The organism is Spinactinospora alkalitolerans (genome assembly GCF_013408795.1).
Taxonomy (GTDB): Bacteria; Actinomycetota; Actinomycetes; order Streptosporangiales; family Streptosporangiaceae; genus Spinactinospora; species Spinactinospora alkalitolerans.
This window is the reverse complement of sequence record NZ_JACCCC010000001.1, coordinates 1,030,033-1,045,417: the sequence shown is the minus strand read 5'-3', so window position 1 is coordinate 1,045,417 and position 15,385 is coordinate 1,030,033. Positions and strand designations below refer to the sequence as shown.

Below are 15,385 nucleotides of genomic sequence, written 5' to 3'. Positions count from 1 at the left end.
ATGGATTTGGCCAGGGCCCCGGTTTCCCTACGCCATGGAGATGTCGGCCTCTCCCCCGACCAGGGCCTCGACGCCGTCGGACGCCATCGGCTTGGCGACCAGGAAGCCCTGCCCGTAGGCGCAGCCCATCGCGCGCAGCCGCTCCAGCTGCTCGGGGCGCTCGATGCCCTCGGCCACGACCTGCATGCCGAGGTCCTGGCCGAGCCGGATGATGGTGTGGGTCAGCAGCGTGACCGTGCCGTCGGTGCCGAGGTCGCGGATGAACGACGGGTCGATCTTGATCTCGTCCACCTGGAGCTGGCGCAGATGGGCCAGTGACGCGTATCCCATGCCGAAGTCGTCGATGGCCAGGCGGACCCCGAGCTCGCGGAGCTCCGACAGCCGCGCGACGGCCTCGCCCGGGTTCTCCAGCAGGACCTCCTCGTCGACCTCCATCGTCAGCACGTCGGCGGCCAGGCCGCTCTCGGCGAGCACGCCGGCGACCGTCTCGACGAAGCGCGACGACAGGGCCTGCTTGACCGAGATGTTCACCGACAGCCCGATGTCCCAGTCGGAGGTCGCCCGCCACACCGCGACCTTCTGGCAGGCCTCCCGCAGGATCCACTCGCCCAGCGGGACGATGAGCCCGGACTCCTCGGCGGGACCGATGAACTCGTCCGGCGGCACGACGGAGCCGTCGTGCCGCCACCGCACGAGCGCCTCCACGGCCGTGACGCGCGAGCTCTCCAGGTCGACCACGGGCTGGTACTCCAGCAGGAACTCGCCTTCGGCCAGCGCCTGGCGCAGCTTCGTCTGCAGCTCCAGGCGGTGCACCACCTTGGCGTGCATGTGGGCGGCGTAGATCTCCAGCCTGCCGCCGCCCCCGAGCTCCTTCGCCCTGGCCATCGCCATGTCGGCGTTGCGCAGCAGTTCACCGCTGTCGATGCCGGGCTCGGCGAAGGCCACGCCGACGCTGGCCGAGAGCACCACCTCGCGGTCGGCGACCTGGAACGGTTCGCCGCTGATGACCCGGACGAGCCGCTCCGCGAGGTCGACGACGTGCCCGGCCTGGGCGCTCTCCTCGATGAGCACGGAGAACTCGTCGCCGCCCCAGCGCGCGAGCGTGTGGCCGGCGTTCACCGTGGACCGCAGCCGCCGCGCCGCCTGGGCGAGCAGGTAGTCGCCGAACGTGTGGCCGGCGGAGTCGTTGACCGCCGTGAAGCCGTCGAGGTCCAAAAAGATCGCGGCCACCCCGCTGCGCCGCCCCTCGGCCCGGCCGCTGCGACCGAGCACCTCGCGGGCGCGCTCCTCCAGGTAGGCCCGGTTGGGCAGCCCGGTGATGCCGTCGTGGAAGGTCAGGTGGTTGACCTGCTCCTGCAGCGCCACCTGGGCGCTGATGTCGCGGGCGGTGACCAGCAGCCGGTTCGGTTCGCCGGGGCGCTCGTACAACGACGCCGTGGACTCGGTGTGCCGCCAGGTGCCGTCGGCCGCCCGGACCCGGACGCGCAGGTGGACGCCCTCGGTCGCGCCGCGCTTGAACGCCGACACGGCGGCGCCCAGCCGGGGGACGTCCTCGGGGTGCACGATCGCGGTGATCGGGTCGGCGAGGATGTCGTCGAGCCGGTAGCCGAACGCCTCGGCCGTGCCCGGGCTCACGTAGAAGATGGTGCCGTCCTCCTCCAGGATGAGGATGACGTCACCGCTGTTCTTGGCCAGCTCGTGGAAGTGCCGTTCGCGCGTGTGCACCATGCGCGCCAGCGTCGCGTTCTCCTCCAGCAGACCGGCCACGCGCACCAGCAGGACGAGCACGGCCGAGCCCGCCACCAGCGGCAGCACCGGCGCCACGCCGTCGATCCGCAGCGCGGCCACGGTGAGGACGACGGCGGCCAGGGCCAGCGCGGCCGTGGCGGCGATCTCCGGCGCGAACCGGTACAGGCCCCGCCCGGTGATGCGCCGCGGGGCGACGCCGGCGTTGTCCCGGATCAGCCACGGCAGGCCGGCCAGCAGCGCGAACCCGAGCAACCGGACCGGGTACTCGATCCCGCCGGCCAGCGGCTCCCCGGTCAGTCGAGTGATCGTACCGATGAGGTCGGCGCCGCAGATGATGATGAACGCGCCCATCGTCAGCACGACCGCGCGGCGGGTGCGGTGCGGCGAGGTGAACACCAGAGGCGCCAGCAGGCACAGGACGACGATGTCGGCGACCGGGTAGACCAGGGCGAACCCGATGAAACCCGAGTTCTCCAGCTCGCTGTAGAGCGGGGCGAACAGCAGCAGCCACACCACGGCGAACACCGCGGCGGCGCAGACGTAGCTGTCGGTGAAGTGCCGCAGGGACGGGCGCACGCCCTGGGGCAGCGGCGCGAAGCGGGTGAAACCTATGGCGAAGAGGGGCAGCGCGACCAGGGAGAACAGATCGGCGAACGTCAGCGACAGCGCGGCGTTCGCGCTGAACAGGCCGGTGACCGGATAGGTGACGGCGCCGGCGCACCAGGCCAGGGCGGAGAAGCCGAGGAAGCGCAGCGCGGCGGCGCCGTCGACGCCGGAGTCCTCCGCCTCCTCGGTCCGTCCGGCGTCCGGCCGCGCCTCGACGGCCTCGGTGCCGCCGAGCGCGCGCGTGCGCGCCGCGTACAGCAGGGACAGCGCCGCCAGACCGGCCGCGACGGCCGTCGGCCAGGTGCCGGCCCGCACGGTGAGCGGCAGGCCGCCGGAGTCGACGAGCGTGCCCAGCGCGTAGACGAGGGTGATCGCCATGATGCCGCCGAACCAGATGCGTGAGTCGCTCTTCATCGCGACGCCCCGGAATCGGTCGCGCGCTCCCGTCCGCCGGCGCCGCGGTGGGAACCGGCCGGACGCGAACGGCCGACGGCTCCCCGGAGGGCGGGCACCGCGGTGGCCCGGCGGGAGGCCCGTCCCGCGATATCGGCCGTGAACATGGGCACCCTTCCAGTCGATGGCGTTCGCGCTCGAGAACCCCGTGTCCGGGGACGCGCGGCCGTGCCTCGGCACGGTGGGGGCCGGAAGGCGGACGCCGCCGCTGACGACGCGTTCGGTGCCGGCGTCACGCCATGACCGGTGACCCGTCAATGTGCGCGGAGACCGGACGCCCGTCCCTGCGTGATCGCCTTCACGGCCGAACCCCTCAAGACCAAGCGCGGACCGACTCGGGGAGCCCTGGCGGTCCGCACTGACTCACCGGGGGGCCGCCGAGCGGGCGAGCGCGCCATCCAGCGGTTTTTTCACTGCTCCTGACACGCGTCTTCTACTCGTCTGCTTCTCCCGAGCCAGGCTATTTGGTCAAGGTCACGGCCAGATTGAGGAGAAGCTGAGACCCGGCGACAACGTGGTCACCCAAGGTGACCACCCTCCGCCGATCCCCATGGGTCGGCGGCCAAAGACGGTCGGCCGCACTCGGGCATCAGGCCTGAACACCGAGTTCGGCCAGGATGAGCTCCCGGGCGCGTCCCGCGTCGGCCTGCCCGCGCGTGGCCTTCATCACGGCCCCGACCAGCGCTCCGGCCGCGGCCACCTTGCCGCCCCGGATCTTCTCCGCCACATCGGGGTTGTCGGCGATGGCCTGCCGGACGGCCGCGCCGAGCGCGGAGTCGTCGCTGACGACCTTCAGTCCGCGGGCCTCGACGACGGCGTCGGGCTCACCCTCGCCCGCGAGGACGCCCTCGACGACCTGGCGCGCCAGCTTGTTGGTGAGCGTCCCCTCCGCGACCAGCTCGACGACCCGGGCGACCTGGGCCGGGGTGACCGGCAGCGCGGCCAGCTCGACCTCGGTCTCGGTCGCGCGGCGGGACAGCTCGTTCAGCCACCACTTGCGGGCGTCCGCGGGCGGCGCACCGGCGTCCACCGTGGCGGCGACCAGGTCGATGGCCTCGGCGTTGACGAGGTCGCGCAGCTCCTCGTCGGACAGCTCCCACTCGGCCTTGATCCGGCGGCGCTTGGCCGCGGGCAGCTCGGGCAGGCCGGCCCGCAGCTCCTCGATCCACTCCGCGCTCGGCGCGACCGGTACGAGGTCGGGGTCGGGGAAGTAGCGGTAGTCCTGGGCCTCTTCCTTGCTGCGGCCGGACACGGTGGTGCCGCTGTTCTCCTGGAAGTGCCGGGTCTCCTGGACGACGCGCCCGCCGGCGTCCAGGACCGCGGCCTGGCGCTGGATCTCGAAGCGCATGGCCCGCTCGACCGAGCGCAGCGAGTTGACGTTCTTGGTCTCGCTGCGGGTCCCCCACTTGGTCGCGCCGCGCGGCATGAGCGACACGTTGACGTCGCAGCGCAGCGACCCCTCCTCCATGCGGACGTCGGAGACGCCGAGGGAGCGGACGAGGTCGCGCAGCTCGCTGACATAGGCACGGGCGACGAGCGGGGCGAGGTCGCCGGTGTGCTCGATCGGCTTGGTGACGATCTCCAGCAGCGGGATGCCGGCCCGGTTGTAGTCGACGATGGAGTACTCGGCGCCGTGGATGCGGCCCGTGGTGCCGCCGACGTGCGAGGTCTTGCCGGTGTCCTCCTCCATGTGGACGCGCTCGATCTCGACGCGGAACTCGCGCGGACCCTCCGGCGTGTCGACCACGACGTCGAGGTGGCCGTCGGAGCACAGCGGCTCGTCGTACTGCGAGATCTGGTAGTTCTTCGGCATGTCCGGGTAGAAGTAGTTCTTCCGGGCGAAGCGGCACCAGGAGGCGATGGAGCAGTTCAGCGCCAGGCCGAGGCGGACCGCGCTCTCCACGGCCGTGCCGTTGACCACGGGGAGCGAGCCGGGCAGCGCGAGGCAGACCGGGCAGACCTGGGTGTTGGGCTCGGCCCCGAACGCCGTGGCGCAGGAGCAGAACATCTTCGAACGGGTGCCCAGTTCGACGTGGGTCTCCAGCCCGAGAACGGGCTCGTACCTGGCCAAGGCGTCGTCGTACGCCATCAGCGCCGGACCGCCACTCGTGGCGGGGCTACTCGTCACCGCGCTCCCCATCGCCGCACAACCCGTTTCCGTGTCCGAGAAGAACCCCGCTGCGCACTGCCCGCGGCGGGACGTCCGTGTCGTCTTCGTCCGTGCGGCCCCGCCGTCGGCAGCCGGGCGGAGGGCACGGGGACCTCGTGCGGGGCGCCGCCGGGCGGTCCCGTCCGCGTGGTCCACCACCGAGCCTACCGATTTCGGGGCGCGGCGGTGACGTCCTCGCCGGGCTGGTGAGCGGCGGTGCCGGATGCGCGGAGTGCGGCGCAGCCCAATGTCACAGGAAGCGCACGATTGGGCCGCGCCCCACAGGTTCGCCCGCCCTCTCGAAGGCCCGGCGGATACGCTGTGGAGGCGGTCGCCCATCACGGGCCCGCATCTCTTCGCCCCGCGCTCGGGCATCCCCCTTCACCCGTTTCTTCGTTTTTTCGCCTTTTTGTCCGATCCTGCCCAATTTGTCCAAGGGACCCACTGTGGCCTGCCTTCCTTCCATCGTGCGGCGCGGCCTCGCCGCGCTCGCCGCGGTCGCCGTCCTCGGCTGGAGCGCCGCTCCGGCCGCAGCGGGCAACGGCGGCATCGCGAGGGTCGACCGCAACGGCACGGCCGGCGAGACGGTCCACTTCGCCGGCGACGGCGATGCCGCCGCCTCCACCACGCTGTTCAACCTCCGGCTGGACGACCGCTCCGCGGTCGGGACCTACTGCGTGGACCTGAGCACGAGCGTCGACCACCGGGCCGCCTACGTCGAGGCGGACTGGGCCGACTACCCCGAGCAGCGGGACTTCGTCCACCACGCCGACAGCGTCCACTGGATCCTGCGCAACTCCTACCCCGGCGTCGCGCTGGAGCGGTTGCGCGAGGACGCGGAGATCCCCGGGCTGGACCGCGCCCAGGCGATCGGCGCGACCCAGGCCGCGATCTGGCACTACAGCAACGGGGTGGACCTGGAGACCGGCGACTCGGCCGGGCGGAACTCAGCCGGGGTGCGGGCGCTGTACGACCACCTGGTCGCGGGGGCCGAGCAGGGGGAACCCGAGCCCGCCCCCGCCCTGGCGATCAACCCGGACCGGCTCCGCGGCGCGGCCACCGGTCCCATAGGACCGCTGAGCCTGCACACCACCAGCGGGCTCCCGGTGCAGGTGAGCGTCAGGGGGGCCGAGGAGGCGCGACTGGTCGACCTCGACGGCGACCCCGTCACCGAACTGGCGGGCGGCGAGCAGGCCCTGCTGAGCGTCGACCCGGGCATGCCGGAGGGCACCGCGACCGTGTACGCGCACGCCGAGGAGGCCGTCGTGGACACCGGTCGGCTGTTCGTGGGCAAGGACGGGGTGCAGACGCAGGCGCTGATCGCCGCGGAGTCCAGCGAGGTGTCGCTCACCGTCTCGACCACGGTGAGCTGGGATGCGGAGCCGGGGCCGGAGGAGGAGCCGGAGCCGGAGGCCGCATCGGGGCCGACCGCACCGCCCTCCCCGTCGGCGAGCGCCCGCCCGAGCGCCGAAGCCGAGGAGAGTCCGGCCCCGAGCGCGCCGGTCGTCGTCGCCGATGACCGGCGGGTCGAACGCGATCTGGCCTCCACCGGCACCTGGGCCGGAACCCTCGTGGCCGCGGGGGTGCTGCTGCTGATCGGCGGCGGAATTGCGATGTGGGTCACCCGCAGAAGGCGCTGAGCGCGCCCGTGCCCTTCCCGCCCACGCGGGGCTCCTGTCGCTGTTCTCCCTGGTGAACCCTTGTGGGGACCGCTGCGGGTACCGCGCCGAATGCACCATGGCCGATTCCGGCCAGGCCGGGAGACTTGCTCTTCCATGGGGAAAACGTGAAACGTTTTCGAGCACAGCAGATTTAGCCGATTACGAAGAGTAGGATATTACGGGCGGCAGAAAATAGATTCGTGCGATTTTGGCGAACTGTCTTGGAAGCCCGAAACCGGATCGCTAGTATCTGGCGGTGCGGTAGCCGACTCCCCGCCGACACGGCCGATCCGGCCCTCGGCGATCGATTCCGAGTTCAACGAAGCGACTCGCTTCCCAAGCGATGTGCCACCGCGCTGCGACACCGGGCATTCGGCCTGCTTGACGGATATTCGCGGCGTTGCCCGCTGACCCGCGGTCCGTCTCTTTCCGCAGGAGAACACCAATATCCGGTCCCCCCTACGTCATCAGGACACAATTTGATCAAGACATCTCCCTCCCCCAAGGGGCGCCTCCGCGCCCTGAGCACCATCGGTGCGACCAGCACGGCCGCCCTCCTCGCGTTCGGCATGACCGCAGCCCCGGCGATGGCCGACGACGAGACCTACGACGGCGGCGCCGAGGGCAGCTACACCGGCAACGTCGAAGACGGTTACCAGTTGGGCTTCCGCGGTGGCGGCTTCATCGGCACCTCGCTGTTCGAGCTCACCCTGAAGGACGGCAGCACGCTCCCCGCCTACTGCATCGACTTCGAGACCGACATCGTTCCCGAAGCCGACTACGCCGAAGGCGACTGGAGCGAGTACCCCGGCGAGGGCGAGTTCGCCGACTCCGAGCCCGGCAAGGTGCTGTGGATCCTGCAGAACGCCTACCCGACCCTCTCCGCCGATGAGCTGGGTGCCGCGGCCAGGGTCGAGGACCTCGACGCCCATGAGGCCCTGTCCGCCACCCAGGCCGCCATCTGGCACTACAGCAACGGCGTCAGGTTCAACGGCCAGGTGAAGGAGTACGACGAGGAGAAGGAGAAGTACGTCAACGCCGACCCGCAGACGATGCGGGACATCGATGAGGCCTACAAGCACCTCGTCAAGAAGGCCACGGAGGTCGAGTCCAACCCGGCGTCGCTGACCATCTCGCCGCAGGAGGCCTCCGGCGAGGCCGGTGAGAACATCGGCGAGTTCGCGGTCGAGACGAGCGTCGACAGCGTTCCGCTCGCCCTCGACGGCCCCGACGGCGTGAAGCTGGTCGACGCCGAGGGCAACGAGATCTCCGAGGTCGGCAACGGCGGCACGTTCAGCGTCCAGGTCCCGGGCGACGCCGCGGCCGGCGAGGCCACCGTCTCCGGTTCCGTCACGGCCACCGTGCAGCTCGGCCGGCTGTTCAAGGGCGTGCATCCGGAGAAGCCCACCCAGACGCTGATCACCGCAGGTGAGGGCGAGACCGAGGCCTCAGCTCAGGCCAGGGCCACCTGGACCGAGGGCGTGCCGGAGGAGAGCCCGTCTCCCTCCCCGTCCCCGAGCGACACCCCGAGCCCCTCGCCGAGCGACACCCCGGCCCCGACCCCGTCGGAGACCCCCGACGACAAGCCGACCCCGCCCGCTGACAAGCCGGAGGACGAGGGCGGCCTGCCCGTCACCGGTGCCGCGCTGGGCGGCCTGGTCGCCGCGGCCGTCGTCGCCATCGGTGGTGGCGGTGCCGCGATGTACCTCTCCCGCAAGCGCAAGAGCGGCAACATCGCGGAGTAACCCGGTCTGGCCGGTAGCCCGCAAAAGAAGCGCCCCCGCCGTGCCGATACGGCGGGGGCGCTTCTTCGCTCTCTCCGTCGATCTTGATCTTGTAGGGCCTAAACCGGCGGTGACCCCGACAAGGTCGAGATCGGCGAGGAACGGGGACTACTGGACGGCGTAGGCGTTCTTGGCCAGCAGGTCGCCGCCCCACCTCTCCTTCAGGGCCGCCTCGACCGCCGCACCCACCTGGTAGGTGCGGTCGTCGGCCAGCGCCGGCGCCATGATCTGCAGGCCCACCGGCAGGCCGTCCTCCGGCGCGAGTCCGCACGGAACCGACAGCGCGGCGTTGCCCGCCAGGTTCGTGGGGATGGTGCACAGGTCGGCCAGGTACATCGCCATCGGGTCGTCGGCGCGCTCGCCGATCGGGAACGCCGTGGTCGGCGTGGTCGGCGAGAGCAGCACGTCCACATGCTCGAACGCGGCGTCGAAGTCGCGCTTGATGAGCGTGCGGACCTGCTGGGCCGAGCCGTAGTAGGCGTCGTAGTAGCCGCTGGACAGCGCGTAGGTGCCCAGGATGATCCGGCGCTTGACCTCCGGACCGAAGCCTTCGGCCCGGGTCAGCGACATGACCTCCTCGGCGCTGCGGGTGCCGTCGTCGCCCACGCGCAGGCCGTAGCGCATCGCGTCGAAGCGGGCCAGGTTGGACGAGCACTCGCTGGGCGCGATGAGGTAGTAGGCCGGCAGCGCGGTCGCGAAGCTCGGGCAGGAGAGCTCCACGACCTTGGCGCCCAGCGACTCCAGCAGCTCCACGGACTCGTTGAACCGCTGCAGCACGCCGGGCTGGTAGCCCTCGCCGGAGAACTCGCGGACGATGCCGACCCGCAGCCCGTTGACGTCGGCGCGCCTGGCGGCCTCCACGACCGGGGGGATCGGCGCGTCGATCGAGGTGGAGTCGTTCGGGTCGTGGCCGGAGAACGCCTCGTGCAGCAGCGCGGCGTCCAGCACGTTGCGCGCGAACGGTCCGGGCGTGTCCAGCGAGGACGCGAAGGCGATCAGGCCGTAGCGCGACGAGCCGCCGTAGGTGGGCTTGGCGCCCACCAGGCCGCACACCGCGGCCGGCTGCCGGATGGACCCGCCGGTGTCGGTGCCGGTGGCCAGGGGCGCCTCGAACGCGGCGACCGCGGCGGAGGAACCGCCGGAGGAGCCGCCGGGGATGCGGGAGAGGTCCCAGGGATTGCGCGTCGGGCCGTAGGCGGAGTTCTCGGTGGAGGAGCCCATCGCGAACTCGTCCATGTTGGTCTTGCCGAGGATGACCATGCCCGCGTCGCGCAGCCGCCGGGTGACGGTGGCGTCGTAGGGCGGCCGCCAGTTCTCCAGGATCTTCGACGCCGCGGTGGTGGGCATGTCCCGGGTGGTGAACACGTCCTTGTGCGCGATGGGGACGCCGGCCAGCGGGCCGGGCTCCTCACCGTCGGCGCGCCGCGCGTCGACCGCCCGGGCCTGGGCCAGCGAGGTGTCCTCTTCGACGTGCAGGAACGCGTTGACGTCGCCGTCGACGGCCGCGATCCGGTCGAGATAGGCCCGCGTCGCCTCGACCGCGGAGGTCTCACCGGAGCGGATGGCCGCGCCGAGCTCGGCCGCGCTCATCCTGAGCAGGTCGGTACTCATCGCTCGCTCACCACTCCTCGCTCGCTCCGCGGCCCCCGGGGAAGGAGTGCTCCGCGCGATCGCCGACGACCACTACGCTCACTGCGTCGTTCTCGCTCGCAACTCATTCCTCCTCCCCCAGGATCTGCGGCACGCGGAACCGACCGTCCTCCACCGCGGGGGCTTCCGCCAGCGCCTGGTCGGGGGTGAGCCCCTGGCGGGACTCGTCGGGGCGGTACACGTTGGTCAGCGGCAGGGCGTGCGAGGTCGGCGGGATATCGCCCTTGGCGACCTCCTGCACCTTCGCCACAGCGGAGATGATCTCATCGAGCTGGGCGGCGAGCCGGTCGAGCTCGTCCTCGTGCAGCGCCAGCCGCGACAACCGGGCGAGGTGCGCGACCTCATCGCGGGTGATGGCGGACATGAATGGCAAACCGTTTCTTCGGCGGGTTCGGACAGCTCAATCCTATTGCGGTTCGGGAGGCCGACGGGGTGGCCGCGCGCCGGAGCCGCGGCGCGCGGCTAACCGGCCGAGCCGGTCCGCTGCTCCGAGGGCAGTTCGATGCCGCCGTGCTCCAGCAGCCAGCCCGTGACGGCCGCGGCCTCCAGCGGAGGGGTGAAGTACCGGCCCTGCGCGGCGTAGCAGCCCATCGCGCGCACCGTCTCGGCGACCCTGGCGGTCTCGACGCCCTCGGCCACCGCGCGCATCCGCAGCGTGCCCACCAGGTCGATGGCCGAGCCCACGATGACCCGGCCGTCGGGGTTGTCGACGACCCCGCGGACGAACGACTCGTGGATCTTGATCTCCTGGACCGGGAGCCCGTTGAGGCGGGCCAGCGTGAAGTAGCCGGTGCCGAAGTCGTCCAGGGAGAGCGAGACGCCCAGATCGGACAGGGCCAGGATCGTGGGTGTGATCGCGTCGACCTCGGTGACCATGACGCGTTCGCTGATCTCCAACTGCAGGGCGTGCGGCGGCACCCCGTGGCGGCGCAGGCCGGCGGCGACGATCTCGGGCAGGGTGGGGTCGAGCAGCTCGCGCGCCGAGAGGTTGATGGCCACCGGCAGCTCGATGCCCTCGGCCCACCAGCGCGCGATCTGCGGCAGCGTCTGCTCGATGACCTCGTGGGTGAAGCTGCGCATCAGGTAGGACTGCTCGACCAGCGGGACGAACTCCTCCGGCGGCAGGATGCCCCGCTGCGGGTGCCGCCACCGCACCAGCGCCTCCAGCCCCACCGCGCGGTGCTCGTTCAGTGAGACCTTGGGCTGGTAGAACATCTCCAGCTCGTTCTCGATGAGCGCGCGGCGCAGCTCGCTGAAGAGGCTGAGCCGGGCCGTGGAGTTGCGGTCCTTGTGCGGCGCGTAGAGCTCGACACCGGTGCGGCGCTCCTTGGCCACGTACATCGCGACGTCGGCCCGCTGCATGAGCAGTTCGAAGTCGGGGGCGTGGTTGGGGTAGAGCGCGATGCCGACGCTGGCCTCCAGGTCGAAGTCCATGCCGTCGAGCCGCATCGGCTCGGCCAGGGCCACCCGCAGCCGCGCCGCCACCTCGCGGGCGGAGGCGGCGTCGCGCACCTGCGGCAGCAGCACGGCGAACTCGTCGCCGCCGAGCCGGGCGACCAGGTCGCCGGGGCGCACGCTGTGGGTGAGCCGGTGCGCGACGTTCTGCAGCAGCCGGTCGCCGGTGGGGTGGCCGAGGGTGTCGTTGACCTCCTTGAACCGGTCGAGGTCGAGCAGCAGCAGCCCCACCCGCTGCTTGCGCGGCTGGGCGTCGCTGAGCGCCTCCTGGGTGCGCAGGATGAGCAGTTTGCGGTTGGCCAGGCCGGTGAGCTCGTCGTGGTTGGCCTGGTGCTCCCGCTTCATCGACAGTGAGGCGCTGCTGTACAGCGCGACCAGCGGGAAGATGAACAGCGGCACCAGCCACACCGAGTGGTTCATCGCGACCACCACCAGCGGCGCCAGGCTGAGCAGCACGGCGGCCACGAACAGGCGCTGGCCGATGTCCTTCATCAGCATCGTGGACAGCGACGCCCGCTCGTGCATGGCGATCGCGCACTCCACCAGGACCAGGTTGACCAGGAAGTAGGCTGCACCGGCCAGCGCGACGACGAGGAGCTCGGCGCCCTCGGGCACCCAGGGCATCCGGGCGGTGCCGGGGAACAGCAGCCGGATGATGGCGTCGGCGACGCCGAAGCTCAGCGTGTACTGGGCGACGTTGAAGGCCGTGCGGTGCGGTGCGTTCCCCCGTGCGATCCCGGCGATGACCGTGGCGATGGCCTGGACCGGGCCGGCGACGGACAGGCCGTAGAAGACCACCAGCGCGAACGAGAACGGCAGCGACGTGGGCGCGCCGTTGTCGGAGGGCGCGTTGGGCGTCGCGATCGGGCGCAGCTCGCCGATGACCACCATGCAGAGGATGACCCAGACGAGCGGCTGCGCGGCGAGGGACTGCAGCCGGTCGAGGCCGACCCCGAACAAGGACACGCCAAGGAGGACGCAGCCGGCCACCGTGGTGCTGACGAGATACAACCACAGTGGCGTCCCGACCCGGGGTCCGACGTCCCGGGTGTTGTTGGGATCCTTCATAACGTCCTCGGGGTGATTCACGGGGCGTGTGCGGCGGACCGGCGTCCCTCTCCCGTTGCCGACGCCCCTCGCGAGATCTGCTTCGACCATTTCGGTCACCCCCATGACCGATACGGCCGTCGTGTGGCATGTGCTCTTAGCCGGCTACGACCAGCTTACGCCGCTTCGTCACCACGTGTCGCCAAACGGAGACTTTAGGTAAACCATTGATCACCTGAAACAATCGCCCGATTCGCTTCAGAATACTGCGACAGGTAGCCTAGTGATCGCGGATCGTAGAGACCACCGGCGAGCGCCGCGGAGACCGGTGCGCCGACCGGCGCGGACGGCGGGCCGGTCCGCGATCACCCGCGCGGTCGGCTCCCCGCCCGCCTTTCAGTGCCGATCACCGGCCCCGCCCCGCGGAATCCTCGCTCCCCGCACGGCAATGCGCAGGTGGCGACTGTGGCGCCTCCTCCACGAGCGCCGGTCGAGAACATCAGGGCCACCACGCGTCCTGATGATCACGCTGCCCACCCCCATCACCGAAGTCCTTGAAGAGGAAGTACCCGGATTGGCCGGGACCTCACTCCTCATTGATCATTCGATTACCCTTCGTGTTCTTCGGTCTGCTCCTCGTCTGCGGTCACCCGGTGCGCCATGGCCGCATCCGGCCCCTCCTCCAGCAGCGCCCGGAAGCCGTCCTCCTCCAGAACCGGCACTCCCAGCTTCACCGCCTTGTCGTACTTGGATCCGGGGCTGTCGCCGACCACCACGAAGCCGGTCTTCTTCGACACCGACCCGGTGACCCTGCCCCCCAGGTTCTGCACGGCCTCCTTGGCGCCGTCGCGGCTGAAGTCGGCCAGCGACCCGGTGACGACGACGGTGACCCCCTCCAGGGGGCGCGGACCGCTGTCGGCGCCCTCCTCCTCCATGCGCACCCCTGCGGCGCGCCACTTCGCCACGATCTCGCGGTGCCAGTCGACGGCGAACCACTCGACGATCGAGCGGGCGATCGTCGGGCCGACGCCGTCGACCGAGGCGAGCTCCTCCTCGCTCGCCCGCGCGATCGCGTCGATCGACCGGAAGTGCCGGGCCAGGTCCTCCGCGGCCCGCGGACCGACGTGCCGGATCGACAGCGCCACCAGCACCAGCCGCAGCGGGCGCCGCTTCGCCTCTTCCAGTTGCTCGAACAGCTTCTCGACGGTCTTCTTGGGCTCGCCCTTCTGGTTGGCGAAGAACGTGACGACCTTCGGCTCGCCGGTCTTGGGGTCGAGCTTGGGTTCGGTGGTCTCGGGGTCGAGGACCAGCGTCTTGATCGGCAGCAACTGCTCGACGGTGAGGCCGAAGAGGTCGCCCTCGTGGTCGACCGGCGGCTCGGCCGGCTCCAGCGGCTGGGTCAGCGCGGTGGCCGCGACGTAGCCCAGCGCCTCGATGTCCAGCGCCTTGCGCCCGGCGATGTAGTACAGCCGCTCGCGGCGCTGGCCCTTGCAGTGGCGGGCGTTGGGGCAGCGCAGGTCGACGTCGCCCTCCTTCTGCTGCCCCAGCGGCGTGCCGCACTCGGGACAGGTCTCGGGCATCACGAACGGCCGCTCGGAGCCGTCCCTGCGGTCCAGCACCGGGCCCACGATCTCCGGGATGACGTCGCCGGCCTTGCGCAGCACGACGGTGTCGCCGATCAGGACGCTCTTGCGCTCGACCTCCTGGGCGTTGTGCAGCGTGGCGAACTCGACCTCCGACCCGGCCACGCGCACGGGCTCCATGACGCCGTAGGGCGTGACCCGACCGGTGCGGCCCACGTTGACCCGGATGTCGAGGAGCCGGGTGGTGACCTCCTCCGGCGGGTACTTGTAGGCGATCGCCCAGCGCGGCCAGCGGCTGGTGGAGCCGAGCCGGCGCTGGGTGGCGACGTCGTCGACCTTGACGACGACGCCGTCGATCTCGTAGGCGGGATCGTGGCGGTGCTCGGCGTAGTGGTCGATGTAGTGACGGACCTCGTCGAGGGTGCCGACCACCCTGGTGCGGTCGCTCACCGGCAGGCCCCACGCCTTGAGCAGGTCGTAGGCGTGGGACTGGTGGGTGAACCGCACGCCCTCGTGCGCGCCCACGCCGTGGCAGAGCATGCTCAGCGGGCGGGTGGCGGTGATCCGCGGGTCCTTCTGCCGCAGCGAGCCCGCCGCGGCGTTGCGCGGGTTGGCGAAGGGAGGCTTGCCCTCGTCGGCCAGCCGGGCGTTGAGCTCCTCGAACTCCTTGCCCGGCAGGAACACCTCGCCGCGCACCTCCAGCAGTTCGGGGACGGACTCGACCGAGCCGTCCAGGTGCACCGGGATGGCGTCGATGGTGCGGACGTTGAGCGTGATGTCCTCGCCCACGCGGCCGTCGCCGCGCGTGGCCGCGCGGACCAGCCGGCCCTTCTCGTAGACGAGGTCCACGGCGAGGCCGTCGATCTTCAACTCGCACAGGTAGGCGTCGACGGCGATCTCGTTCTCCACGCGCTGCGCCCACGCCGACAGCTCCTCGGTGCTGAAGGCGTTGTCGAGGCTCTGCATCCGCTCCAGGTGCTCGACGGCCTCGAAGAGGTTGCTGATCGGGGCGCCGACCTTCTGCGTGGGCGAGTCGGGGGTGCGCAGCGTGGGATAGCGCTCCTCCAGCCCGCGCAGCTCGATCATCATCCCGTCGTACTCGGCGTCGGCGATGATAGGGCTGCCCATGTAGTACCGGTAGCTGTGGTCGTCGAGGTCCTGACTCAGCTCGGCGTGGCGCTCGCGCACCTTGGCGGGGACTCCATCGACGACGGCCGACTCTTCCGCGCTCACCCGGGTACGTCCTTT

The 15,385-nt window shown here is 71.1% G+C and carries 8 protein-coding genes; 2 read left to right on the top strand and 6 right to left on the bottom strand.

The window, feature by feature from the left end; translation table 11 throughout:
* Window positions 1-27: 27 nt before the first annotated feature.
* Both HDA32_RS04815 and gatB read right to left on the bottom strand, forming a co-directional pair.
* Window positions 28-2,769 carry a putative bifunctional diguanylate cyclase/phosphodiesterase gene (locus tag HDA32_RS04815; RefSeq protein WP_179642041.1) on the bottom strand — a complete coding sequence of 914 codons (2,742 nt, stop codon included), beginning with the start codon at window positions 2,767-2,769 and terminating at the stop codon, window positions 28-30.
* A gap of 628 nt (window positions 2,770-3,397) precedes the next feature.
* On the bottom strand, window positions 3,398-4,948 hold the full coding sequence (gene gatB, locus HDA32_RS04810; protein WP_179642040.1) for an Asp-tRNA(Asn)/Glu-tRNA(Gln) amidotransferase subunit GatB: 1,551 nt from the start codon (window positions 4,946-4,948) through the stop codon (window positions 3,398-3,400).
* A 455-nt stretch (window positions 4,949-5,403) separates the two neighbouring features.
* On the opposite strand from gatB, the gene HDA32_RS04805 reads away from it, so the two are divergent.
* Together HDA32_RS04805 and HDA32_RS04800 are read left to right on the top strand one after the other, a co-directional pair.
* On the top strand, window positions 5,404-6,597 hold the full coding sequence (locus HDA32_RS04805) for a thioester domain-containing protein (protein WP_179642039.1): 1,194 nt from the start codon (window positions 5,404-5,406) through the stop codon (window positions 6,595-6,597).
* 500 nt (window positions 6,598-7,097) lie between these two features.
* Entirely contained in the window at window positions 7,098-8,363 is a 1,266-nt protein-coding gene (locus HDA32_RS04800; RefSeq protein ID WP_246334239.1) for a Cys-Gln thioester bond-forming surface protein, read from the top strand.
* 147 nt (window positions 8,364-8,510) lie between these two features.
* Here the strand turns inward: HDA32_RS04800 and gatA are convergent, their stop codons facing one another.
* From gatA to ligA, 4 genes are all read right to left on the bottom strand, one after another.
* A complete protein-coding gene (gene gatA, locus HDA32_RS04795) occupies window positions 8,511-10,013 on the bottom strand; it encodes an Asp-tRNA(Asn)/Glu-tRNA(Gln) amidotransferase subunit GatA (RefSeq protein ID WP_179642038.1) in 1,503 nt (500 codons plus the stop codon).
* Between the two features lie 103 nt (window positions 10,014-10,116).
* A complete protein-coding gene (gene gatC, locus HDA32_RS04790; protein WP_179642037.1) occupies window positions 10,117-10,416 on the bottom strand; it encodes an Asp-tRNA(Asn)/Glu-tRNA(Gln) amidotransferase subunit GatC in 300 nt (99 codons plus the stop codon).
* A gap of 98 nt (window positions 10,417-10,514) precedes the next feature.
* Window positions 10,515-12,575, bottom strand: a complete 2,061-nt coding sequence (locus HDA32_RS04785) for a putative bifunctional diguanylate cyclase/phosphodiesterase (protein ID WP_179642036.1) — start codon at window positions 12,573-12,575, stop codon at window positions 10,515-10,517.
* A gap of 587 nt (window positions 12,576-13,162) precedes the next feature.
* Window positions 13,163-15,370: an NAD-dependent DNA ligase LigA gene (gene ligA, locus HDA32_RS04780; protein WP_179642035.1), complete on the bottom strand. Its 2,208-nt coding sequence runs from the start codon at window positions 15,368-15,370 to the stop codon at window positions 13,163-13,165.
* Window positions 15,371-15,385: the final 15 nt, after the last annotated feature.